We start from the raw sequence: 22,209 nt of genomic DNA on the forward strand, positions 1-22,209 counted from the left end.
CTGTGTTTAAGATGAAATTGCCAAATTCTGCGCAATTTCGATATCGTCTGAATAATCACGCACCAAGTGGCTGCAGTTTCGCCCCATCGCTTTGGCCATATACAACGCTTTATCGGCGCGATATAAAGCATCTTCAAAATGCTGGTCTGCATTTACACATTCCGATACACCAATACTGACCGAAAGCTTACGATCTGGCAGAAGGTGTGACCAATCATACTCATAAACTGACTTACGAAATCCATCGGCTTGCTGCAATGCAAGATCAGCCGTGCAATGTGGGAACAGTAGAACAAACTCTTCACCGCCAAAACGACAGGCAAAGCAGTCCATCTCTGAAAAGTAATCTTCAATAAATTGCCCAAGTCGCTCAAGGACTTTGTCACCGACAATATGGGTCAAATCATCATTCACCGCTTTGAAATGATCGATATCCATCATCAAAACAGACATACCCTCAATGTGCGTCACTCGCTGCAAATGCTGCTCTAAACCGCGGCGATTAAAGAGCCCAGTTAAGAGATCACGGCTGGCATTTTCTTCCAATTTCGCCACCGTATCTTGCTGATCGGCATGGGCTGCTTTTAATTCAATATTCTGCTTTTCAGTCACACTGAGCCTAAATTTCAGCTCCAATTTACTAAGCCGTGGCATACAGTTATTCACCAAATCCGTAATCGGTGAATGATCGATGATGATGGATATCAGCTCATGCGCTTCTTTTTCACAGGCCAAGGCGCGAGCAAAATCCCCGACACCTTCAAGCGCTTGTGACTCCACTGTCAGCAGTCGCGTTTTCACATAGGGCGGCACTCTCTGAAAAAGATTGCGCCTTGCTCGCGCTAGCAGATAAACCGATAACTCAACTTTGCCCAACTGGTTCAAGCAGCAGCAGGACTCATATAAAATGGCTGCGCGCAGCCACGCCGTATGAAAGCGTTTACCAATATGTCTTGCACTGGCCAACATATTAAATGCGCGATGAATGTTGCCTTGCATACGAAAGAATTTCGCACGATAGACATACACTTGCTGCTGCATTAACTGCCCCTGACTGCCGGTGATTTCAAATTGTGAAATCAACTCTTCACATTCAAAAAGCAGCTGGCTGGCAAGCACGGTATCGCCACATTCAAGCGCACTATTGAGCTTATAGAGGCGGTATTTGAATTTTAACTCGGCAGCATCAATCACCGCTTCAATTCGCGAAATACGCCGGTAATAACGAAGCGCTAGGTCATGCTCACCAAACACACAACACAGGTTACCAATACCAACAAGCGCATCGATATAGGCGTGCTTATCACCGTAATCTGCGGCTCGAACGGCCAAATCCATCAAATAACTCAGTGAGCCTTGGTAGTCCCCTTTATCCAAATAACAATCGCTGAGCATGCGATAGGCTTGCAACGTGGTTTGTACGTCTTTTGAGCGCGTCGCAAGTGTCTTCACCTCTTTCAAAAGGTCAATGGCGCGATCATATTCATAATTAATCGCAAAGGCAGAAGCCTGCTCAACCAATTTGAGCAAGGTTCCACTTGCGGTTGTCGTTCGATTATCGACAAAATTCGATTCATGCTGACAAATCAGTGAATCAAGATTCATCTGTCACCTCAAGTTGCTGAATTTCCTGTGATACGGCATTGGGAAGATTGAGTGCATCATAGGTGTATGAAATAACGGGTGGCTCTACATCAAAATCAGACCATGGGAATTGCGCGACCATCTGCGCTAAGCGCTGACAAAAATGTTTGGCGCGCACCTCACCATGCTCCGTGAGCACAAACAGGGTTTGGCTATCATGCTGACACAGCCACTCTTGATGTAAGGTCAACATCAACGCCAAGGATGTGACCTTATTTAAGGCGGTAAATTGAGAAAGCTGAATTTGAATAAAGCAATCACCTGGTAGTGGTGATTGTACTTTTGTCTCTCGCAGCGCACGCCATTGCATGCGACCAATCAACTGACCGGAGAGATTGTTGGGCTGAATAATCGAGACCACACGGGCATCACCCACATCCGCTTCTCGCTGCGCAATCATGTAAAGAATGCGCTCATCGAGCTGATACGGGGTTTTACCTTCACGCTCTTTGGCTGAATTGAGCGATTTTTCGCGGCGTCTTTTTTCGGCAAAATAACGATATTTTTTAAATGCTTTGAGCGCTAACTCATGGTCTTGATTTTGCTCTGCGACCTTGGCTTGCTCTTGGCTGATTTGTGACAACAGCTCACCGCTATCAAATTGATGCGCGGCAACTTCAGCATGATTCAGCCACTCTAAAGCCTGATCTAACTCATTTTTGGCGATGGTGATACGCGCAATACTGATACAGCAATGCGCTTCCATCCAAGTTTGCTTGTGCGAGAGTGCCAATTGATAGGCGTGCTGACAGCTGCGCTCAGCTTTTTCTAGTGCGCCGAGCCCCAAATAGGCCATGCCGCGAAAATCATGAATTTCAGCGACCCAGGTTGGGTCAAATTTGCCAACCAAGACGGTTTCCGCGCGCTCTAGAATAGGCAACATCTCATCGTACATGGCTGATAATTTCATATCCCATGCCAATAGAATCAATGCCTTGGCTTCTAGAATGGGATAATTACGCACCTGCGCCACATGCACTGCGTGCGAGTGCGCGGCGCGCGCTGCATCAAGCTGATTCAAAATACGCCACACGTTGCCCAAACCAATCAGAGATTCAATTTCGATATCAATCTCTTTGAGCAAAATGGCACGCTCGTAGGCTTTCACCCAAAACTGCTTGGCCGAATAGTATTTGGACTGCCCCCAATAGTGCAGTGCATGAAGATGGTAAATTTGCGACAGGTAGTCGTTTTCAAAGGTATCGCGCGCGAGTTTTAAGGCTTCTTTGACCACTTTTAAGCCGCGCTCGTAGTCCATAATGTGCCAATAGGCATAGGACAAAATCAGACTAGCATTCAGCCCACCTTCGGTGTCTTCGTTAAATAAACACTGATCACGAAGATCCATGGCTTCATTTCGAACCCACTCGGCATCACTTTCTAAATGCTGCCATAGGTGGGCAAAGCGAGCGTTTTGATGATCCTTTAAACTCGGCATGCAAACATATATCCCTAAATCTGACTCAGATCAGTATATGTCAGCATTTTCAGACCTTTAACAGCACCGATTCAAAACTGTGATAGGCCAGATAAATATTGGCGAGAGCGTCAAAACATTGACATTTCGGGGCATTGGCGAAGCGACGTAAACCCGTTTTAGTTTATTGAAGGTGTTTCATATGTCGCGCTTCAATCACAGAGAATAACCACGAAATACTCCAACACAGCGCAAAATAAACAGCACCAACCACCAGCCAAATTTCAAAAAATTGATTGGATGATGTGGCCATTTCATTACCAACAAAGGTCAGCTCTTGAATCGATATCAAAGAGACAATGGACGTGTCTTTGACCAAGGAGATCGCTTGGCCCGCTAACGCTGGTGTAATTGCCGCCAATACTTGTGGCATGATCACAAAGCGAAACTGGTGCCAAGGCTTTAGACCTAAGCTTTTCGCCGCCTCCCACTGCCCATGAGAAATGCTCGCTAAGCCAGCACGCACCACTTCTGCCATGTATGCCGCAGAAAGTAATCCCACACAAATCACACCAGACAGTGTATTTTCCCAAAGCCGAGGGGCACCAAAGAGCACGTCGACCCAGCCAGAAACCTCTCCGCGATACGCAAAGAGCTGTGATAAGCCAAGCGCTGGCAACAAGCGCGTGGAGACGAAATAATAAAAGATAAAAACAAACACCAAGGGTGGCAAATTGCGCACCAGCAGCACATACAAAGTGGCTGGAACGCGCCATAGTGCATGGCGTGAAAAACGCGCAAAACCAAGCAGCGCACCCAGCACAAATGCCAGCAGCATCCCCCATAGACTAATGCGAATGGTCGCCAATACACCATGGAAAAAATAAGGCAGCCCCCCTTCCCTTGGCGGCGTAAATAACAGCGTAAAGGTGCGATGCCATTGCCAAGTGTAATTGAGCTGACCACTGGCTCGGTGATAAAGCCAAGCTAGCGCCACAGCAAGCAGCGCTAAAAGCGCCCAATCTAAAGCAGTGAGCCGCATAAAGCGCGAGATACCAGATGGTTTATGCTGAAACGTCATTATTGTGCCATTTGCGACTGCCAGTCTTTGCTAGCAAACCAGTATTCATAACGCGCTTTCAGCCAGCCATCATCGGTGCGCGCTTGAATCCATTGATTCAAAAACGCCTGAATATCGGTTTCCCCCAAACGCATGGCAACGGCTTCATTGCCCTGATCTAAACGCTCAGCAAAAGGGAGGTATAAAATGTCAGGATAAGCCAAGGTTTCATATTCAGGCTTTGGACTGGCTGAAATGACCGCATCTGCATTGCCATTAAGCACTTCTTGAAAGGCTTGCATCTCATCATCAAATTGCAAGATTCTCGCTTTTGGAAAATACTCGCGCGCCACTGCCACTGTCGTTGCACCGCGACGCGCTGCAATTTTCACTCGGCGAGAGTTTAAATCTTGATGGGTTTTCACATCCGGCATACGTGAACGATTCACCGCAATTTGGATCCCGGAATGTGAATAGGGCACCGAAAACAGCACACTCTTGCTGCGCTCAGGAGTAATCGTCATGCCACCGATGATGACATCAAATTTATTCGCAAGAAGCGCGGGAATAATCCCATCCCAAGCGGTTGGAATGAATTCAACCTGCCAGCCGCTGTCAGCAGCCAAACGCTTGGCCACATCAATTTCAAAGCCAATCAGGTCGCCCTGTTTATCACGCATGGCCCACGGAACAAAGGTCGACATGCCGACACGCAACACGCCGCGTTCGTTAATTTTATCGAGATTTGGGGTATCACTGGCATGTGCCAAAGGTGCAAGCAATAGCCAAGCGCATGCCCACAGGACAGACTTCATTTTCATGTTCCATCGCATCTTCTGTTCTCCTTTCTTATTCACGGCGCCAAGCGGCACCTAATCGATGTTCAAACCAGGTCGACAATGCTGATAAAGACAAGGTCAGCACAAGATAAACCGCAGCAACAGTGAACCAAATTTCAAATGACATCGCGGTTTCTGAAACGATGTTGCGACCTTCTGTGGTTAAGTCAAAAATCGCCATCACACTGACAATAGAAGAATTTTTTATCAAAGAGACCGCTTCGTTCGTCAGCGGCGGTAAAATTCGTTGCAATACCTGTGGCAAAATCACGTAGCGATACTGGACAAAGCGGCTTAAACCCAAACTTTTCGCCGCCTCAAACTGCCCGCGTTCAATGCCATTTAATCCCGCACGGAAAATCTCAGCGGTATAAGCCCCTTGAAAGAGCGACAACACCAAAATAGCTGCCGCCCAACGGTCTAAACCTATCATTGGACCAAAGGCAAAATAGACGAGGTAGATTTGCACCAATAACGGCGTATTACGAATCAATGCAATATAGGTGCGCGCCATGGCTCGACCCACAATCGAGTGTGACAAGCGCAGCAACGCCGTCAGTAAACCAATCACCAAAGTAAAAAATAAACTGATCAGCGAAATTTTAATGGTGACCCACAAACCAGAAAGAAGTTCAGCAGGCCACCACTCCCCATCCTCATAAAAAGCGATGTAATCTGGTACGCGCTGCCATTGCCAGGTGTAACCCATGGCTTTGGCACCTGAGTCCAATAACCAAACCATGGCCGCAAATACCAAGGTCATCTGCAGTAATGCAAACGCAATGGGACGAATGGCCCCCTTGAGAGATTGTCCGAGCTTCATTGGGCCTCTAGTGGGTCAAAATCTGATTTAAAAATGCGCGGGTACGCTCATGTTGGGGCTGCGTAAATATCTGCTCTGGTGGCGCGGACTCAATAATTTCCCCTTCATTCATAAACAACACACGATCAGCCACCTGCCTTGCAAAGCCCATTTCATGAGTCACGCAAACCATGGTCATCCCCTCTTTAGCCAAACTAATCATCACATCCAGCACCTCTTGAATCATCTCAGGATCCAGCGCTGACGTTGGCTCATCAAATAATAAAATATCAGGATGCATACAGAGCGAACGTGCAATCGCCACGCGCTGCTGCTGACCACCGGAGAGTTGAATCGGATATTTATTCGCTTGCTCGCTGATCTTTACTCGCTCTAAATACTGTAAAGCGCGCGCCGTTGCTTCAGCCTTACTGAGCTTCAATGTATGAATCGGTGAAAGCGTTAAGTTTTCAAGTACCGTCAGATGAGGAAAAAGATGGAAATGCTGGAAAACCATGCCAACCTTGCCTTTCAGCTGACGATTGGCAGACATCGGTTGGCCTAATACTTCAAGCGCACCTTGTTGAAAAGGTTCGAGCCCATTAATGCAGCGAATCAAGGTAGACTTACCCGAACCAGATGGCCCACAAATCACCACTTTTTCACCAGCCGCGACCTGCAAGGAAATAGATTTTAAGACTTGGAACTCACCGTACCATTTACTGAGTTGATCAAACCCGATAATTGTATTTTGACTGTTCAAATGAGCTCCTGCTTTTTTTCGCCAATCCTAACGATTTTGCATCATAACCACAAATTGCTTAACAAAACAAAAGGCAAACCAGTGTAAACAACTGCGCTTCAGCGAGACTTTCAGTCACGGATAAGACTTGTCAGTATAAGCAATCGACGAATCGTTCTTTTTTTGCGCAAAAGAAATCTGCATCATAAAAAAATATAGACAGCTATTGGTGGCGGGCGTAGGATTAATTTCATCAAGCGGCCATCGTATAATGGCATTACCTTAGCTTCCCAAGCTAATGACACGGGTTCGATTCCCGTTGGCCGCTCCAAATTTAGCGGTCGTGGCGGAATTGGTAGACGCGCTAGCTTCAGGTGCTAGTGTTCGAAAGGACGTGAGGGTTCAAGTCCCTCCGACCGCACCAAGATATTGCCCTTTCTATTGAGACAAATATTGTGTGTTTGTACTAAGAATAGAAAATAAAAAAGCAGCCTATCGGCTGCTTTTTTATTTTCTATTCAAACAATGATGGCTGTCGCGAGTTATTTTAGTTTTTTCACATCATTCACAACGATGAAATAGACCATATCGCCAACTTCACCTTGATATAAGCCTTCACCATTACAAATTTTTAATCCAATGGCAGCAAGATAACTCGCCAAGGTTTGATCGGCAGCAACACTGATCACGCCTGAGGTTAAATAATCGATATTTGACATCTGGCCAAAGTTTTTAATCTTCAATGATTCTTTTGAGATCAATTCTGGTAGCTGAGCATCATTCCACGCCCACTCCCAAATGTTGTCCGGTTTAAACAGGCTACCAACCACATGCGCCTTCGCTTCAAGCACGAGCTCATCTGTGATCAAATCATGTAACTGAAGAATGCCCTCAGCTGAGACCAAATTCCACGCCACGTTCTGTGGGTTGAATTTCGTTAAAAACGATTTTTGCTTTTCACGAAACTCATCGGAAGCTTTTTCCAAAAAGCCACCAAGCTTAGCGCTCAGTTCGCAATTGTCCTGCTTCTCTTTGTCGAAAATTCCTTCCAGCATCCTGCAACCTCATGTTAAAACCGTGACTGCATCGCAGCTCCACGTAATGCGGCTTAGTTTAACAAACTGATTGAATAGCACGCCTCAAATATTCAGCTTTTATGAGCGCTCACACACCTTATATTGCAACGTTCTCACTCTCGCATTCACAACAATGATCTTGCGCATCACTCATCAACAAGTCAGCAAAAACCTGATTTTGTGCATATATTTTAATCGTTCAGATGGTTCAAATATGCTGTAACTGGCAATTTTATCGATTACACGTTGAAAAATTAAATGATATGCATATGGTACGCCATGCTAAGACAAATTAAATATGGAGAAATTATGTCTAAATTGCGCAATATCCTCGTTTCTGCTCTGCTTGCTCTTTTCCTTGTCGGCTGTGGTGGTGCACCTGAGTTTGACGGCAGTAGCCAAGCTGCTTTTGAAAAATCAGGTAACGTAGTCGTTGAATCATTGAAAGATCAACCTGAAGTTCAAGCTGAATTTGAAGGTGCGATGAAGGAAATTATGATGGGTGCCATGATGGCAGCCATGGCAGGTAAACTCGATGAGCAACAACTTGAAGATCGCCTACTAAGCTCACTTGATGGCAAAACCGCTCAAGATGTGATTGATCACAAAAAAGAAATTCTAAAAGAAATCGTTGGCAAGTAAGCCATGTTTCAATGAAAAAAAGAGCCGTGATGGCTCTTTTTTTATGCGCAAAACCCGTATGCCACAATGTGATTTTGCATCCATTTCAACACTCAAACCACAACCAATTTCAGTGAATGCCCGAGTCATTTCCAAAGCTCTGAGTTCTTATTTCAGAGCAATGTCAAAGCTGCTCCCACCCATTGAAGCGCAGGGTTCCCACCGTATAATTGCCCCACGTTGTCATGTATCAATGGAGAAAATACATGTTGAAATACCCTCAATGGATCCTTGCCATCAGTTTTGTTTTTTCACTCATAGGCTGCGGGGAAAATACCCCAACCATCGACAGCCAAAATGAAACGACCTACCAAGAGTCGATGAGAATGGTGATGGAATCGCTCACCACTGAGCCTGAAACCCTACTGCAATTTCAAGCAACTATGTCTGAAATTGCGATTCAACTTTCCAAGCCAGTGCTTCGCGGAGAGATCACTGAGCAAGAGCAAGGAGAGCGCCTCGTGCAGGCATTGGATGGGAAAAGCGCACAATATGTCATTGAAAATAAAGATGAGATCATCCAAAGCATCCTCATGAATTAAGACTGTTCGAGCATTGAATAACGTTCATGGATGCGCTTTGGTTTTAATCATTCAATTTATGCGTCATTGATCGCTCAATAGACATCGTAAGCGACATTGAGCCATCAAATTTTGCCTAGTTAGAGCGCAAAGCTGCAAAGGTTCCAGCACAACTTTGTGACTAATAAATTGAGCTGGATTAAAAGATACTTTTCACACTTTATTATACAAAGGAATGTATCCATGAAATCACTCAAATTAGTATTGATGCCTTTATTGTTGACCTTCTCCTTAATCGGTTGTGGAGATAAAGGCGTTAGTTTTGATGGTCAAGATGAAAAATCATTTTTGCAGTCCATGAAACTAGTTGAGCAATCTATTTCCGAACAGCCTGAAACGAAGAAAGCTTATAATGAAGCCATGGAAGCGATCTACTTTAAGGCGACGATGCAACTTTATCATTTGAAAGCCTCTGAATTTGACGCGCGCATTCGTGCTGCACTCGATGGTAAAACAGCGCAAGATGTCATTGATGATCAAAATGATATTTTTGTTCACATTGTCAACGGGTAATGTCTTATCTGGAGGGCCGTGGCGCCCTCCAATGTGCGAGCGCCACGGCTCACTCACATCATTAATTTCACCGCACAGCAAACGTTTGCTTTTTATCTGGCGACTTCACTTGGTTCTGGTATCATGCTCGCGTTTTCTGACGTGGATTTCACCACGATAGTGCCGACAAAGTTATAGGAAATAACGACATGAGCCTTGCTGATCAAGTTCTGGCAGTCAATGATGACCTGCCGATCCGTACTCACCTTCCTGTCCACAGCGGTAAAGTGCGCTCCGTTTACTGGCTAACTGAAGAAGATAGCCGTCGTTTGATTCAAGAAAAAGGCTACGATGTTGCCGCCGATGCACCACTTGCAATTATGGTGATCAGCGATCGCATCTCTGCATTTGATTGTATTTGGCATGGCGAAGGCGGTTTAAAAGGCGTTCCTGGTAAAGGCGCTGCGCTCAATGCCATTTCAAATCACTGGTTTCAGCTTTTCAAAGACAGCGGTTTAGCCGACAGTCACATTCTCGATATCCCTCACCCACTGATTTGGATCGTCCAAAAAGCACGTCCGGTGATGGTTGAAGCGATTTGTCGCAGCTATATCACCGGCTCTATGTGGCGCAGCTATGCCAAAGGTGAGCGTAACTTCTGTGGCATTGACTTACCGGAAGGCTTGGAAAATAACCAAAAACTCCCTGAGCTCTTGGTGACCCCATCAACCAAAGGTATTTTGAAAGGTATTCCTGGCGTTCCTGAAGCAGATGACGTCAATATCACCCGTCAGAATCTAGAAGACAATTTCGCGGCCTTTAACTTCAGCGCACCTGCGGATATCGACCGCTATGAAACCATTTTAAAAGAAGGTTTCTTGGTGATTGAAAAAGCACTGGCTAATATTGACCAAATTTTTGTCGACACCAAATTTGAGTTTGGCTATGTCACCGATGCATCAGGCCAAGAAAAACTGATTTATATGGATGAGGTGGGTACCCCTGACTCATCTCGTATTTGGGATAAAGCCGCTTATGAGCGCGGTGAAATTGTGGAAAACTCAAAAGAGGGTTTCCGCCAATTTTTGCTGAACTACTTCCCAGATCCAGATATTTTGCTCAATAAAGATCGCATGCCTGAGCGTTTTGATTTGGCGAAAAATAATGCCTTGCCATTAGATGCGATGATGGATTTGTCAAAAACCTATCTCGGTATTGCTGAAAAGATTGTCGGTCATCCGATTCATCTGAGCCAAAATCCAAAAGCAGAAATTATTGAGATTCTGCGCCGCGATTACGGCCTAGTCGACTAAACGGATTTGTCGATTAAACGGCTTAATCGATTAAACAGATTTGTGAATCAAGTCGATGACGTGGATGAATTAAGATCCTCAAATCATCCATAAAAAACGCGCTCAATGCGCGTTTTTTGTTATCAATAAAACGTACCACCGTTCGATACGCTTATTCCTGCGCACTACTTTGCCATGCAAAGCGCAGCAAAGTGCCATCTTCTTCAATAAAGAAATCCTGCTCTTGCCACTCATCAAAAAGCACCACCACCTGCGCTTGCTCGCTCAAGATTACCGGACTAAATCGGCTGACATAATCCATCACCTGATCGGCCTCTTTCAGACTCATTAAGGGACGCAACGCTTCCCATTCAGGCAAAGCTTGTGAATCAAATCCAAGCTCAAGTGTGGCTTCTAAAAATTCATTCCAATCATCAAACTGCTGATCGGTGGCAATCGCCAAAAGCAAGGTTTCCTCACTGCTTGGCGAGTCAAATTCATACTCATCCACTGAAATGAACTGCATGATTTTTAACCCTCTTGATGCGTGCGCCAATATTGATAAAGCGCGTCGATTTGCTCACTACATAAAAGTGGCATGGCTGAGCGCAGCATCGCTTCAGGCCAAAACCACCACTGCATTTGCAATAGCTTCTCTATCTGCTCAGGTGCAAATCGTGGGCGAATCACTTTCGCCGGATTACCACCAACCATATGATAAGGCGGCACATCCTTAGTCACCACAGCGCGACTGGCAATCACGGCGCCATCACCGATTTGCACGCCTGGCATAATCATCGCTTCGCTACCGATCCAAACATCATGCCCAAGTACCGTATCCCCAGCGCGTTCAAAGGCATCATTGGCACCCTCAAAGGTATCATTTTGCTGGTAGAAAAAAGGATAAGTCGCCGCCCAGTCATGTCGATGACCTTGGTTGCCCGCCATCATAAACACCGCGCCAGAACCAATGGAGCAAAAGCTACCAATAATTAAACGGTCCACATCATCGCGATCAGCGGCTAAATAACGTGCGCAATCATCAAATGAATGTTGATGATAATAACCGGAATAATAGCTATGCGGCCCTACAATAATATTGGGATTGGTGATCTGCTCACAAATCAATTTACCCGCGAAAGGCGAGTCAAAATAGTTTTTCATAACAGTTCAAATTCGTATGAAGCCTAGAATTAAGATCAATCCTTGGCACGATGTACATCACGGCCAAACAGCGCTGGCCAAAGTTCATCTAACTGCATATGCGCTTCGATGGCATCAGCAATTTGGTTGATCCCCTTTTCACGCACGGCGGCAAAATCTGGCGCACCGCCCCCTTTGTGCCCTGCCCAAGCCAAAATTTCTTGATACGCTTGCGGCGATTCAAAAATACCATGCAGATAGGTACCAAACACCTGCTGATCCTCACTGACCATGCCATCAAGGGTGCCGTTTGCCAAATGAATGGGCCACGGTTGCGGCGCTTGTTCTCCATTGACGCGCGTAGTCACACCCGCATGAATTTCATAGCCGGAGACGGGCACTGTGTTGCCATTGAGTTGCAGAGTACCTTGCACTTGTTTGAGCTGTTTTTCCTCAGCCAAGGTGGTTTCAGTGGCAAGATATCCCAAGCCTTGGCACGAGCCGGTATCGCCTTCGATGGCTTGCGGGTCATGCAGCCACTCGCCCAGCATTTGATAGCCACCGCAAATACCCATCACTTTGCCACCATAGCGAAGATGCTTCGCAATTTGCTGATCCCAACCCTGCTCGCGCAAATAAGCCAGATCCGCTTGTACGTTTTTACTGCCTGGTAAAATGATCAGATCGCAGGGTGGTAGCGGTGTGTCTTTGCCAATAAAAATCAGCTCCACACTGTCATCCACACGCAGTGGGTCAAAATCGGTATGGTTACTAATGCGCGTAAACACCGGCACCACGACGCGTAGTGCGCCCTCTTGATGCTGCTGCTCAGGGTTAATTGCATCCTCAGCTTCTAGCATCAAGCCATGAATATAGGGCAGCACCCCGAGCACAGGTTTACCCGTGCGCGCTTCGAGCCAATCGAGTCCCGACTCAAGCAATTTGATATCACCGCGAAAACGGTTGATCACAAAGCCCACCACCCGCGCTTGTTCCGTCGGTGAAAGTAGATCAAGGGTTCCCACCAAATGGGCAAACACGCCGCCGCGATCAATATCCGCGACAATGATCACCGGCACATCTGCGTTTTCCGCAAAGCCCATATTGGCGATATCCCCTTCACGCAGATTAATCTCTGCCGGGCTACCCGCGCCTTCAATCATCACGCTTTGAAATTGCTGACGCAGTTTGCCAAACGAGTCCATCACCGCATCCATGGCAACTTTTTTATAGTCATGGTAAGCCTGCGCCTGCATATTGGTCAGCGCTTTGCCCTGCACAATCACCTGCGCGCCCATATCCGTCGAAGGTTTAAGCAAAATCGGATTCATATGCACGCTCGGCGCAACGCCGCAGGCATAGGCTTGCACCGCTTGCGCGCGGCCAATTTCGCCGCCATCTTCTGTAACGGCACTATTGAGCGCCATATTTTGCGGTTTAAAGGGCGCAACCTGCACGCCACGACGGGCCAATACGCGGCACAAACCTGCAACCAATACGCTTTTACCCGCGTCCGATGTGGTGCCTTGAACCATCAAGGCTTGAAGGGTTGATAACATCACTATCCTTTTAATTTCTGTGCTAAACCAGCAATCACAAAACTCACTTCAGTCGCTTTTTCAGCAATGGCTTGGTGCAGCCAGCCGGCCTCATCGACAAATTGTCGCGTCAGCTCACCCAGTGGCACAATACCCTGTCCCACTTCGTTGGATACCATCAATACAGGCCCTTTGGCATGGTCCAACGCGGCTAAGAAATTTTCTCGCTCGCTTGGCCAGCAGCCTTGATGTAGGGCATTACTCAGCCAAAGGGTCAGGCAATCAATCAGCAACACGCGATCAGGGTGACTCCAAGTGGCAATTACATCCGCTAAATCAAGCGGCGCCTCAATGAGCTGCCAATCATTTGGGCGATCATTTTGATGCTTGGCAATACGCGCAGCCATCTCGGCATCACCTGCCGTTGCCGTCGCCACATAACAAACGGCCAAGCCTGTTTGCGCAGCTAACTTTTCAGCTAAGCGGCTCTTTCCTGAGCGCGCACCGCCTAAAATGAGGTGAAGCGATGGAGAATCACTTTGCGCCACGTTTTAAACCCCACAATATTGGTTGATTTTCAACCACCCTCTCACTTTTTTATCGCACCATTGTCTATGATGAATGAAAACCTAATAACAGGGCGTTACGAGGTGGTTATGATTGATGTGATTGAGTTTGAAGGCAAGTACTATAGCAAAAAAGGGCTCTATGATCGTATTGACCAAGGGGTGGATGGCGATACCCTCATGGAGATTCAACGACTACTGAACCTGCATAAAGTGCATTTAAAAACCTGCAAAGAAACACGAAAACTGCTCTTTGATGCGCCATTTATTACCACCAGCGCGGGTTTATCTTATCTGCAAACCTCGCTGCTCGAACATCAAATAGAGCTTACCATTCACGATAAAGATGATATTACCCTGCGTGTCGATGATATCTGCTGGCGCCATGAGCATGACTCGCAAGCCGAGCAGGATCTCAGCCGTGTGCTGGGGAATTATCATTAATTAAACCAACTACAATCGACATCAAAATACTCAGCCTTCATCGCTGGCTAATTTTATTAACCTATTTTTTGCTAATAGACTAAAAAGCCCACGCAATCACGTGGGCTTTTTAATCACAGCTTTTGCTGAAAAGATACCAATTAATCCTTTCGCAGTAACTTCGCCAGCACTTGCACAGGGTGCTGCACTTTCACTTTTTCAAAGCGCTTCACTTGGCTGCGACATGAGTAGCCGGTGACCATGACGCGATCTTTTGGCAGCTCTTCAAGGCGCGGTTGCCAGCTGAGCTGATACACCTGCTTGGATGCCTCAAATTTATCGGCTTCATGACCAAAGGTACCCGCCATACCGCAGCAGCCTACAGGCACGCTTTGCAAGCAAGCGCCAAAGTGGGTAAAGATTTGCCCCCACTCTTTTTCGGCATTGGGCAGCTTGGTTTTTTCAGTGCAGTGCGCCAATAGATACCATGGATTTTGATCGCTTCGCGGCGCGTAGGCATTGCTGTCATTGAGCACATCCAAGAGCCATTCATGGGCCGTTTGCACCACAAAATCGCCCCGCTTATCGCCAAGCACCTCGTTGTACTCATCGCGATAACAAAGCACCAAGGCGGGATCCACGCCCACCATCGGGATATTCAAGGTGGCAAGGCGGTTTAAAAAATCACTGGCTGATTGCGCTGTTTTGGCAAATCGGCGCAAAAAGCCCTTAATGTGCTGCGCTTTCCCATTGGGTTTAAAGGGCACCACCAGCGGCTTTTTATTGAGTGATTTCGCCAGTTGCACAAAGTCCGCTACCACATCCGCATCGTAATAGGTGGTAAAAGGATCTTGCACAATTAGCATGTAATCTTGGCGCTCATTTTCAGACAGCGCTTCTAACCATTGCAAATCAAAACGGCTGGCATGCTCATCTTTGAGCTGCTGCTTGAGCGTTGGTACCGAAAGCTTCGGTGTATCCACATACCCCACCAGCGCTTTGGTTGCGATTTGCGCAATCTTTGGCTGCGTAGCCAAGTTCACCAAACGCGGCATCGCGCCCATGATCGGTAACAAGGTCTCAATATTGGCCACCAAATGATCTTTGGCTGGGCGCAAATAACGGGTGTGATAAAGCTGAATAAAACGAGCACGAAAACTCGGCACATCCACCTTAATCGGACACTGGCTAGCGCATGCTTTACAGGCCAAACAGCCCTGCATGGCATCCATTACTTCGTGTGAAAAATCGTATTGCTTGGATTTGAGCAAACTGTTTTTCACTTTGGATACCAATGTCAGCATGGATGGCGTTTTATCCATCAGCTTTTGCTCAATCGCAAGAATATCCACGCCTTGCTCGCTCAGTTGACGCAACCATTCGCGCACTAAACCGGCACGACCTTTTGGTGATTGGCGGCGATCCCAGCTAATTTTCAGCGATGGACACATCGGCGATGCGCTGTCGTAGTTAAAGCACAAGCCATTGCCATTACACTCCATGGCTGCGCGAAAACTATCACGGGTTTGTACTGGAATTTGACGGTCAAAGGCGCCGCGTTTTTTATCGCTGACCTTAACCAAAGCAGCCTCTGAGCCAAGCGGCGTACAAATTTTGCCTGGATTTAAACGGTTATGCGGATCAAAGCTGGCTTTAATGCGACGAAGCTCAGTAAAGAGCTCGTCACCAAAAAATTCTGGACCATATTCAGAGCGAAAACCCTTACCATGCTCACCCCACATCAAGCCGCCATATTTCGCCACTAGCGCGACCACTTGGTCTGAAATCGTTTGCATCAAGCGCTCTTGCTCAGGATCGCACAAATCCAGTGCAGGTCGCACATGGAGCACACCCGCATCAACGTGACCAAACATACCGTAAGCCAACTGATGACTATCGAGCAGGGTGCGAAACTCACCAATAAAATCGGCCAAATTCTCCGGTGGCACGCAGGTATCTTCAGTAAAGGCGACAGGTTTGGCTGCGCCTTTTGCTGCGCCAAGTAAGCCAACCGCTTTTTTACGCATGCCGTAGATTTTGCCAATACTGGCCAGATCATCGGTAAGCTGATAACCAATCACACCAGCGCTTTCATCGGCAATCAGTGCGTCCAATGTTTGGCATAGCGAGGCAACTTTGGCATCAATTTCAGCTTTATCTTGGCCGGCAAACTCGACGATGTTGATCCCTAGCATCTCTTTGCCAGGGACATCGGTGAGCAGATCTTTGACCGTGTGCCACACCATATCTTGCTGCGCCAAATTCAGCACTTTGGAATCGATGGTTTCCACAGACAATGCGCTGGCAGCAACCATCACAGGTGCATTGCGAAGCGCCGAATCAAAGCTGTCATATTTGACATTAATTAGGGTGCGCACTTTGGGAATCGGCGTGATATTGAGCTTGGCTTCCGTTAAAAACGCCAAAGAGCCTTCTGAGCCACACAAAATGCGGGTTAAATCGAACTCTGATAGATCGTCATTAAAGACATGTTTGAGATCGTACCCAGTTAAAAAGCGATTGAGCGGTGGGAATTTATCAAGAATCTGTTGGCGCTTATCACGGCATACCTGCGCCGTAGTGGCCACTGCGCCGCCCGCTAACCCCTCTTTATTTGAGAGTGCATCAATTTGGCTCGCTGCTACTTTTTCAGTTTCCAGCACAGAGCCATCCACCAATACGGCGGTGAGTCCAAGCACGTGATCGGAGGTTTTACCGTAAGCCAAAGAGCCCTGACCCGAGGCATCGGTATTAATCATCCCGCCAATGGTGGCGCGATTACTGGTAGAAAGCTCTGGGGAGAAGAAATAACCGTAGGGACGCAAGGCATCATTGAGCTGATCTTTAATCACGCCGGTTTGTACCCGCGCCCAGCCTTGCTCAATGTTAATTTCCAGCACGCGATTCATATGCCGAGACAGATCAACCACAACACCCGAAGTCAAAGCTTGGCCATTGGTCCCTGTGCCGCCACCGCGCGGAGAAAATTGAATCGCTGTGTAGGCTTGTTTTTGCCCCAAGCGGCCAATCAGCACTAGATCTGCGGTATTTTTTGGATGCAACACAGCTTGCGGCAATACTTGATAAACACTGTTGTCCGTTGCAACAGCAAGACGCGCACCATAGCTCGTCTCAATATCGCCAGCAAATCCTTGGTTTTTTAATTCGTCGAGATAGGCAAGCACAGTGGCATTCACACTATGCTGCTTGGTAAGTGCAGGTAACATTGCTCTCCTTGTCCAGTTTCAACGCCGCAATCAATCGCGGTCTCTGGCTTTTCAGTGCCCACACTTTAACCCACAATCGAATGAAGACAAAGCAGCAAGGCCATCATCCCCCTGAAAATGGCTATATTTTTTGCCGAACTTCAATGCCTTGGTTGTTAACCCTGTGGTGTGGGTTTGGGGGAGTCGAAATGATAAATATCATCTCGAAATTGCACTTCACCCTGCTCATCCACCCAAGCCGTTTGATAAATCGCATAGGTCGGAATTTGCTGATGCACGGGCAAATATTTGGTTTCAGTCTGCTCAAAATAGCGCGCCATGCTGGTATCGCGATAACCTGAGTGGGTTAATAGCGCCACAGCCAAAGCATCGGCCTGCTCTACACGAATACAACCTGAGCTTAATGCCCGCTGGGATTTTTCAAATAGTCCTTTGGCATTGGTGTCATGCAGATAAATGGCGCTGGTATTAGGCATGGAGAATTTATATTTTCCGAGCGCATTCCAGCTGCCGGGGCGCTGGCGCAACCTGTAACGAAATGACTTGGGTGTCACTGTGGTCCAATCGATGGTATGCACTGCAATTTCAGGCGAGTCATGACGCCAACCATCAATAATCTGATAGTGATTCATCAAAAGGTAACTGGGGTCAAGCTGCGCTTTTGGCAAAATATCTTTTTGCTGAATCGAGCGCGGCACATTCCACGCAGGATTGACTACGAGCGTATTAATTCGAGAATCAAAAATGGGCGTTTGGCGACTAGGACGGCCAACAATCACTTTGCTGGCCAATACATGCTCTTGGTTGAGCCATAAATCCAACTGATATGCCGGAATATTCACCAGCAATAAATTGTCTTGCCCTGCTGGCCATAGTCTTGCCCTTTCGGCATTGAGCGCCAGTAATTGATAGCGTTTACGATTGGAGATAAACAGCCACTGCCAAGTGTTAGGTCCTATCACCCCATCCACTTTTAAGCCATGTCGCGCTTGAAATGCCTCAACGGCGCTAACCAATACCGCGTTGTAGCGCTCTGGGGCGGACTCTTGCAGGCCTAGCGCCCCCACTAACGCCTCACTTATCTCGGGCGTGAGTTGTCGGCCATAACGAATGACGCCAGGATATTCGGGGACTTGAAATTGAGAAGGACTGAGATCCAATTGATTCATCGCATGTACGAGCTTGTGATATTGCACAGAGCCTGGCTGCTGGCGCTTTAACCAAAGGGCGATATCTTGCTGCAGCGCAATTTGCAACTCTCGAATCATGCCCTGTGAAGGTGGCGCAATACGAATGATCGGCTCTTGATGAAATAACCAAGTGCGCCCTTTTTCAGAAAGCTGCTCAAGGTAGCTGGCATAGAGTAGCAAGCTGTCAGTAGCAATATATTCAAATTGCGCCCAATGCTGACTTTGATACAGCTCATGCAACATCTGATACCGATGGGCAAAATCATCATAAATACCGCTATGCGCCATAGTATGAAAGGCTTGCAACAGTTGTAATTTGGCTTCATCACTTTGCCAAATCGACGCATCGCGTCGGTTCGCATTTAAAATCGCATGCGCTTGGCTATATTCGCTTTGCAAACCAGAAAATGAGTGCACACCATGCACCATGGGCACAGCCCCAGCATATCCAGTCGCACGTTGATAATAGGGATGCCAAGAGCTCTTACCCAGCCGCTCTTGAGGAGGCAAACGATAGGGACCGACGGCCACAATCTCATTGGTATCGAGTACAGATAAACGTTGCAATATCGGATCCGGCGGTACCGGAATCGTTGCGCTCACAGTCGACGATTGCGAGCTTAGCAACGACACCAGAATCAGAATGCGCAGATCAGAAAGCGCTGATGTCCAGTTGCGTAGACTCATTTTTCCACTCTTATGTTGTGTTTACGTCAAGTATGGCAATCACGCGCCACTTTGCCGCTGAAATCACGATTTGACTGAAAAAATGATCGACTAATTTACAATCCGCCTCATCCATAAGACGGCAACACTCACCTAAGACAGCAACACAAACCTCGGCACATAAAAAAGCGCCGCAAGTGCGACGCCTTTTCTCATCGGTTTTGACAAACCAGCTGATGCTAAATATTGTGAATTTATAGACCCAACTTATTGATTACAAAGTCAGTATCTTTATCGCCGCGGCCAGACAAGCACACCAGAATAGACGCCTCAGGTGACATGGTCGCCGCACGCTTCATGGCGTAAGCTACGGCATGGGCGCTCTCTAGCGCAGGGATAATCCCTTCAACGCGTGAAAGGGTCATAAAGGCATCTAGACACTCTTTGTCCGTAATACTTTCATAATTCACACGACCAATTTGTTTGAGGTACGAATGCTGCGGCCCAACGCCCGGATAATCCAAACCAGAGGCGATGGAGTAAACCGGTAGCGGTTCACCCTGCTCGTCTTGCAGCAAATAGCATTTAAAACCATGGATCTCACCCGGTGTACCTTGGGCAATCGTCGCGGCATGCTGACCTGAATCAAGACCAAGACCTGCTGGCTCAACACCGACAAGCTCGACATCAGACTCATTCAAAAAGCCAGTAAAGATCCCCATGGCATTACTACCACCGCCGACACAAGCTGTGACTACATCTGGCATTTGACCACGCATCGCCAAAATTTGCTGATGCGCTTCAGTGCCAATGATGGCTTGAAAATCGCGAACCATCATTGGAAATGGATGCGGGCCAACCACAGAGCCAATGGCATAGAAGAAGTTTTTCGGATCGCGCATAAATTCAATAAAGGCGCTATCGACAGCATCTTTGAGTGTTTGAGTGCCAAAATCCACAGACACCAATTTACAACCCAAAATCTTCATCTTGGAGACGTTTGGATGCTCTTTGGCAATATCAATAGCACCCATATGGATTTCACATTCAATCCCCACCAAAGCACATGCGGTGGCCAATGCCACGCCGTGTTGACCTGCGCCCGTTTCAGCGATTACTTTGGTTTTGCCCATATGCTTAGCAAGCAACGCTTCACCCAAGCAATGGTTAATTTTGTGTGCACCCGTGTGGTTTAAATCTTCACGTTTTAGATAGATCTGCGCACCGCCCTGCTGCGCCGAAAGACGCTTTGCATGATAAATGGGGCTTGGTCGTCCCACAAAGTGGGTAAAAAGCTCAGCAAGTTCTTGCTGAAATTCTGGGGTTTGACGAATCTCATGGTAGGCTTTGGCCGTCTCATCCATGACTGCTTTCAACTCAGCGGGCACATATTGGCCACCAAATTCACCAAAATATCCAAGTTCGTCTGGCATCGCGCCAAGTGTGACTGCTTTCATTTGTTATCCCTACGACAAAATACTTACTAACTAGTACATGAATACATCATCCTCGCTTTTTCAAAAAGCGCAAGTCTTTGAACATCAAAAAATGTCAGTTTTCACAAAAAATATCGAGAAGAATGAACAAAAAACTGTTTTTTTTCGTTTGTTAGGTTGAGGTTACGAGAGAAGTTCGTAAACTATGGCTATCAAACTATTTCAAGGTTCTCTCCATGCTGAAAAAAGCACTCATTGCGAGCGCTCTTGTACTGAGCTCACAGGCTGCCGTTGCTGCAACCCCAATGAACACCATGAGTAACTTTAGTTACGACTATATGGATGTTCGTATTGGCCTTAGCCCACTCACTTATGGTGCTGGCTTTACTAAATCAATTCACCCCAATGCACATATAACTGGTCGCATTGACACTGAATTCGATCATGACTGGGATGCGGCTCTGGGTGTTGGTTTCCATGCACCAATTAATAACTGGGCAGATCTGACCGGTGAAATTTTAGCGCGCTCAAGCAAATCACCACTTACCAATGATGATGATAAGTTTGGTGTTGAAGTCAATATTGGCGTTCGCCAATGGCTAGGGCCTCAATTGGAAGTGGGCGGCAACCTCGGTCACCTATCCATTGACAACAAAAACAAAGTCATTGGCTCTGTTTATGCGCGTTTCCACTCAACTGAGCTTTTCTCCGTTGGTGTTGAAGGCCGCTTTAACGACGCTTATGACGACCAAGCGATTTTCACCACTCGCTTTAAGTTCTAAGCTGTTTTCAGCAAAACACGACACATCAAAAAGCAGCACTCAGTGCTGCTTTTTTTGTATCTGCAATTTTTCACGAAACTTGAAAATCACCGTTCCGGTGCTATCCACAGCGAACCGCCCTGTACCATCGGTTTTATCTATTGAATCAACTGCTCAATTCTTCTTTATTCTTCAAGGAAAGAGAGGCATATTGAGGCCATAATTTAAAACAGTCGCTAAGACAATCCCCGATAGGAGAGAAGGTATGTTTGTTGTTATTTTTGGTCGCCCAGGTTGCCCATTCTGCGTTCGTGCAAAAGAGATTGCTGAAACCCTGCAAGAATCACGTGATGACTTCAAATTTCGCTATGTCGATATTCATGCGGAAGGCATCAGCAAAGCAGACCTAGAAAAAACCGTCGGTAAACCAGTTGAGACCGTGCCACAGATCTTTATCGACCAAGAGCACATCGGTGGTTGCACTGATTTTGAAGCTTATGCAAAAGCCAATCTCGGCCTCTATCAATAAGTTTTTTTGATGAATAGAAAGGCTCGCAGGTGCGAGCCTTTCTTTTTGATAAGTTTTTCTTATGCGAGTGATGGATAAATGTCATCTTTCGCGCACTTAACAGC

Annotated in this window: 21 protein-coding genes and 2 tRNA genes; 9 read left to right on the forward strand and 14 right to left on the reverse strand. The window is 46.9% G+C overall.

Features of this window, described 5'->3' with window-relative positions; genetic code table 11:
* Positions 1–6: 6 nt before the first annotated feature.
* The 6 genes from L9P36_RS07655 to L9P36_RS07680 form a co-directional block, all read right to left on the reverse strand.
* Positions 7–1,605, reverse strand: a complete 1,599-nt coding sequence (locus L9P36_RS07655) for a tetratricopeptide repeat-containing diguanylate cyclase (protein WP_237466116.1) — start codon at positions 1,603–1,605, stop codon at positions 7–9.
* Positions 1,595–3,082, reverse strand: coding sequence for a hypothetical protein (locus L9P36_RS07660; protein WP_237466117.1), 1,488 nt, complete (start codon positions 3,080–3,082; stop codon positions 1,595–1,597). Before L9P36_RS07660 ends, L9P36_RS07655 begins: the two co-directional genes overlap by 11 nt.
* A gap of 163 nt (positions 3,083–3,245) precedes the next feature.
* Complete coding sequence (locus L9P36_RS07665; RefSeq protein WP_237466118.1) at positions 3,246–4,142, reverse strand: amino acid ABC transporter permease; 897 nt, start codon at positions 4,140–4,142, stop codon at positions 3,246–3,248.
* Positions 4,142–4,942: a transporter substrate-binding domain-containing protein gene (locus L9P36_RS07670; protein WP_435532771.1), complete on the reverse strand. Its 801-nt coding sequence runs from the start codon at positions 4,940–4,942 to the stop codon at positions 4,142–4,144. Before L9P36_RS07670 ends, L9P36_RS07665 begins: the two co-directional genes overlap by 1 nt.
* A 28-nt stretch (positions 4,943–4,970) precedes the next feature.
* A complete protein-coding gene (locus L9P36_RS07675; protein ID WP_435532772.1) occupies positions 4,971–5,723 on the reverse strand; it encodes an amino acid ABC transporter permease in 753 nt (250 codons plus the stop codon).
* Positions 5,724–5,790: 67 nt separating this feature from the next.
* Positions 5,791–6,507 (reverse strand): amino acid ABC transporter ATP-binding protein, encoded by a 717-nt coding sequence (locus tag L9P36_RS07680; RefSeq protein WP_237467889.1) that lies wholly within the window; start codon positions 6,505–6,507, stop codon positions 5,791–5,793.
* Positions 6,508–6,761: 254 nt separating this feature from the next.
* Between L9P36_RS07680 and L9P36_RS07685 the strand changes: the two genes are divergently transcribed.
* Positions 6,762–6,835, forward strand: a tRNA-Gly gene (locus L9P36_RS07685).
* A 6-nt stretch (positions 6,836–6,841) separates the two neighbouring features.
* Positions 6,842–6,928, forward strand: a tRNA-Leu gene (locus tag L9P36_RS07690).
* A gap of 118 nt (positions 6,929–7,046) precedes the next feature.
* On the opposite strand, the gene L9P36_RS07695 is transcribed toward L9P36_RS07690, so the two are convergent.
* On the reverse strand, positions 7,047–7,559 hold the full coding sequence (locus L9P36_RS07695) for a DUF6882 domain-containing protein (protein ID WP_237466120.1): 513 nt from the start codon (positions 7,557–7,559) through the stop codon (positions 7,047–7,049).
* A gap of 330 nt (positions 7,560–7,889) precedes the next feature.
* Between L9P36_RS07695 and L9P36_RS07700 the strand changes: the two genes are divergently transcribed.
* The 4 genes from L9P36_RS07700 to L9P36_RS07715 all read left to right on the forward strand — a co-directional run bounded on the left by L9P36_RS07700 (position 7,890) and on the right by L9P36_RS07715 (position 10,647).
* Complete coding sequence (locus tag L9P36_RS07700) at positions 7,890–8,222, forward strand: DUF6694 family lipoprotein (protein ID WP_237466121.1); 333 nt, start codon at positions 7,890–7,892, stop codon at positions 8,220–8,222.
* A 245-nt stretch (positions 8,223–8,467) separates the two neighbouring features.
* A complete protein-coding gene (locus L9P36_RS07705) occupies positions 8,468–8,803 on the forward strand; it encodes a DUF6694 family lipoprotein (RefSeq protein WP_237466122.1) in 336 nt (111 codons plus the stop codon).
* Positions 8,804–9,025: 222 nt separating this feature from the next.
* Positions 9,026–9,355, forward strand: coding sequence for a DUF6694 family lipoprotein (locus L9P36_RS07710; protein WP_237466123.1), 330 nt, complete (start codon positions 9,026–9,028; stop codon positions 9,353–9,355).
* Between the two features lie 188 nt (positions 9,356–9,543).
* A complete protein-coding gene (locus L9P36_RS07715; RefSeq protein WP_237466124.1) occupies positions 9,544–10,647 on the forward strand; it encodes a phosphoribosylaminoimidazolesuccinocarboxamide synthase in 1,104 nt (367 codons plus the stop codon).
* A gap of 151 nt (positions 10,648–10,798) precedes the next feature.
* On the opposite strand, the gene L9P36_RS07720 is transcribed toward L9P36_RS07715, so the two are convergent.
* Genes L9P36_RS07720 through cobU form a run of 4 tightly spaced genes read right to left on the reverse strand, consistent with a single transcriptional unit; the run spans position 10,799 to position 13,855 of the window.
* Positions 10,799–11,152 carry a hypothetical protein gene (locus L9P36_RS07720; RefSeq protein ID WP_237466125.1) on the reverse strand — a complete coding sequence of 118 codons (354 nt, stop codon included), beginning with the start codon at positions 11,150–11,152 and terminating at the stop codon, positions 10,799–10,801.
* 5 nt (positions 11,153–11,157) lie between these two features.
* Positions 11,158–11,790 (reverse strand): type B chloramphenicol O-acetyltransferase, encoded by a 633-nt coding sequence (gene catB, locus L9P36_RS07725; RefSeq protein ID WP_237466126.1) that lies wholly within the window; start codon positions 11,788–11,790, stop codon positions 11,158–11,160.
* 35 nt (positions 11,791–11,825) lie between these two features.
* Positions 11,826–13,328, reverse strand: a complete 1,503-nt coding sequence (locus L9P36_RS07730; protein ID WP_237466127.1) for a cobyric acid synthase — start codon at positions 13,326–13,328, stop codon at positions 11,826–11,828.
* A gap of 2 nt (positions 13,329–13,330) precedes the next feature.
* Entirely contained in the window at positions 13,331–13,855 is a 525-nt protein-coding gene (cobU, locus tag L9P36_RS07735) for a bifunctional adenosylcobinamide kinase/adenosylcobinamide-phosphate guanylyltransferase (RefSeq protein ID WP_237466128.1), read from the reverse strand.
* A gap of 108 nt (positions 13,856–13,963) precedes the next feature.
* Between cobU and L9P36_RS07740 the strand changes: the two genes are divergently transcribed.
* The gene (locus L9P36_RS07740; RefSeq protein WP_237466129.1) at positions 13,964–14,317 is read left to right on the forward strand and encodes a hypothetical protein; all 354 of its coding nucleotides are present in this window, start codon (positions 13,964–13,966) and stop codon (positions 14,315–14,317) included.
* 140 nt (positions 14,318–14,457) lie between these two features.
* Here L9P36_RS07740 and ydiJ read toward each other — a convergent pair whose 3' ends face one another.
* The 3 genes from ydiJ to trpB form a co-directional block, all read right to left on the reverse strand.
* The gene (gene ydiJ, locus L9P36_RS07745; protein WP_237466130.1) at positions 14,458–17,523 is read right to left on the reverse strand and encodes a D-2-hydroxyglutarate dehydrogenase YdiJ; all 3,066 of its coding nucleotides are present in this window, start codon (positions 17,521–17,523) and stop codon (positions 14,458–14,460) included.
* A 155-nt stretch (positions 17,524–17,678) separates the two neighbouring features.
* Positions 17,679–19,400: a L,D-transpeptidase family protein gene (locus L9P36_RS07750; RefSeq protein ID WP_237466131.1), complete on the reverse strand. Its 1,722-nt coding sequence runs from the start codon at positions 19,398–19,400 to the stop codon at positions 17,679–17,681.
* Positions 19,401–19,633: 233 nt separating this feature from the next.
* A complete protein-coding gene (trpB, locus tag L9P36_RS07755; RefSeq protein ID WP_237466132.1) occupies positions 19,634–20,836 on the reverse strand; it encodes a tryptophan synthase subunit beta in 1,203 nt (400 codons plus the stop codon).
* 218 nt (positions 20,837–21,054) lie between these two features.
* Between trpB and L9P36_RS07760 the strand changes: the two genes are divergently transcribed.
* Positions 21,055–21,597 (forward strand): hypothetical protein, encoded by a 543-nt coding sequence (locus L9P36_RS07760; RefSeq protein WP_237467890.1) that lies wholly within the window; start codon positions 21,055–21,057, stop codon positions 21,595–21,597.
* A gap of 244 nt (positions 21,598–21,841) precedes the next feature.
* Positions 21,842–22,105, forward strand: coding sequence for a GrxA family glutaredoxin (locus L9P36_RS07765; protein ID WP_237466133.1), 264 nt, complete (start codon positions 21,842–21,844; stop codon positions 22,103–22,105).
* Positions 22,106–22,209 lie beyond the last annotated feature (104 nt).

The sequence above is a fragment of the Vibrio stylophorae genome (assembly GCF_921293875.1).
GTDB classification, from domain to species: domain Bacteria; phylum Pseudomonadota; class Gammaproteobacteria; order Enterobacterales; family Vibrionaceae; genus Vibrio_A; species Vibrio_A stylophorae.

What these genes read in the sequence shown, in the direction of transcription:
- L9P36_RS07655 (WP_237466116.1), bottom strand. Translation starts at nt 1,605, where the DNA reads ATGAATCTTGATTCACTGATTTGTCAGCATGAATCGAATTTTGTCGAT.
- L9P36_RS07660 (WP_237466117.1), bottom strand. Translation starts at nt 3,082, where the DNA reads ATGCCGAGTTTAAAGGATCATCAAAACGCTCGCTTTGCCCACCTATGG.
- L9P36_RS07665 (WP_237466118.1), bottom strand. Translation starts at nt 4,142, where the DNA reads ATGACGTTTCAGCATAAACCATCTGGTATCTCGCGCTTTATGCGGCTC.
- L9P36_RS07670 (WP_435532771.1), bottom strand. Translation starts at nt 4,942, where the DNA reads ATGAAAATGAAGTCTGTCCTGTGGGCATGCGCTTGGCTATTGCTTGCA.
- L9P36_RS07675 (WP_435532772.1), bottom strand. Translation starts at nt 5,723, where the DNA reads ATGACCTTGGTATTTGCGGCCATGGTTTGGTTATTGGACTCAGGTGCC.
- L9P36_RS07695 (WP_237466120.1), bottom strand. Translation starts at nt 7,559, where the DNA reads ATGCTGGAAGGAATTTTCGACAAAGAGAAGCAGGACAATTGCGAACTG.
- L9P36_RS07700 (WP_237466121.1), top strand. Translation starts at nt 7,890, where the DNA reads ATGTCTAAATTGCGCAATATCCTCGTTTCTGCTCTGCTTGCTCTTTTC.
- L9P36_RS07705 (WP_237466122.1), top strand. Translation starts at nt 8,468, where the DNA reads ATGTTGAAATACCCTCAATGGATCCTTGCCATCAGTTTTGTTTTTTCA.
- L9P36_RS07710 (WP_237466123.1), top strand. Translation starts at nt 9,026, where the DNA reads ATGAAATCACTCAAATTAGTATTGATGCCTTTATTGTTGACCTTCTCC.
- L9P36_RS07715 (WP_237466124.1), top strand. Translation starts at nt 9,544, where the DNA reads ATGAGCCTTGCTGATCAAGTTCTGGCAGTCAATGATGACCTGCCGATC.
- L9P36_RS07720 (WP_237466125.1), bottom strand. Translation starts at nt 11,152, where the DNA reads ATGCAGTTCATTTCAGTGGATGAGTATGAATTTGACTCGCCAAGCAGT.
- catB (WP_237466126.1), bottom strand. Translation starts at nt 11,790, where the DNA reads ATGAAAAACTATTTTGACTCGCCTTTCGCGGGTAAATTGATTTGTGAG.
- L9P36_RS07730 (WP_237466127.1), bottom strand. Translation starts at nt 13,328, where the DNA reads ATGTTATCAACCCTTCAAGCCTTGATGGTTCAAGGCACCACATCGGAC.
- L9P36_RS07740 (WP_237466129.1), top strand. Translation starts at nt 13,964, where the DNA reads ATGATTGATGTGATTGAGTTTGAAGGCAAGTACTATAGCAAAAAAGGG.
- ydiJ (WP_237466130.1), bottom strand. Translation starts at nt 17,523, where the DNA reads ATGTTACCTGCACTTACCAAGCAGCATAGTGTGAATGCCACTGTGCTT.
- L9P36_RS07750 (WP_237466131.1), bottom strand. Translation starts at nt 19,400, where the DNA reads ATGAGTCTACGCAACTGGACATCAGCGCTTTCTGATCTGCGCATTCTG.
- trpB (WP_237466132.1), bottom strand. Translation starts at nt 20,836, where the DNA reads ATGAAAGCAGTCACACTTGGCGCGATGCCAGACGAACTTGGATATTTT.
- L9P36_RS07765 (WP_237466133.1), top strand. Translation starts at nt 21,842, where the DNA reads ATGTTTGTTGTTATTTTTGGTCGCCCAGGTTGCCCATTCTGCGTTCGT.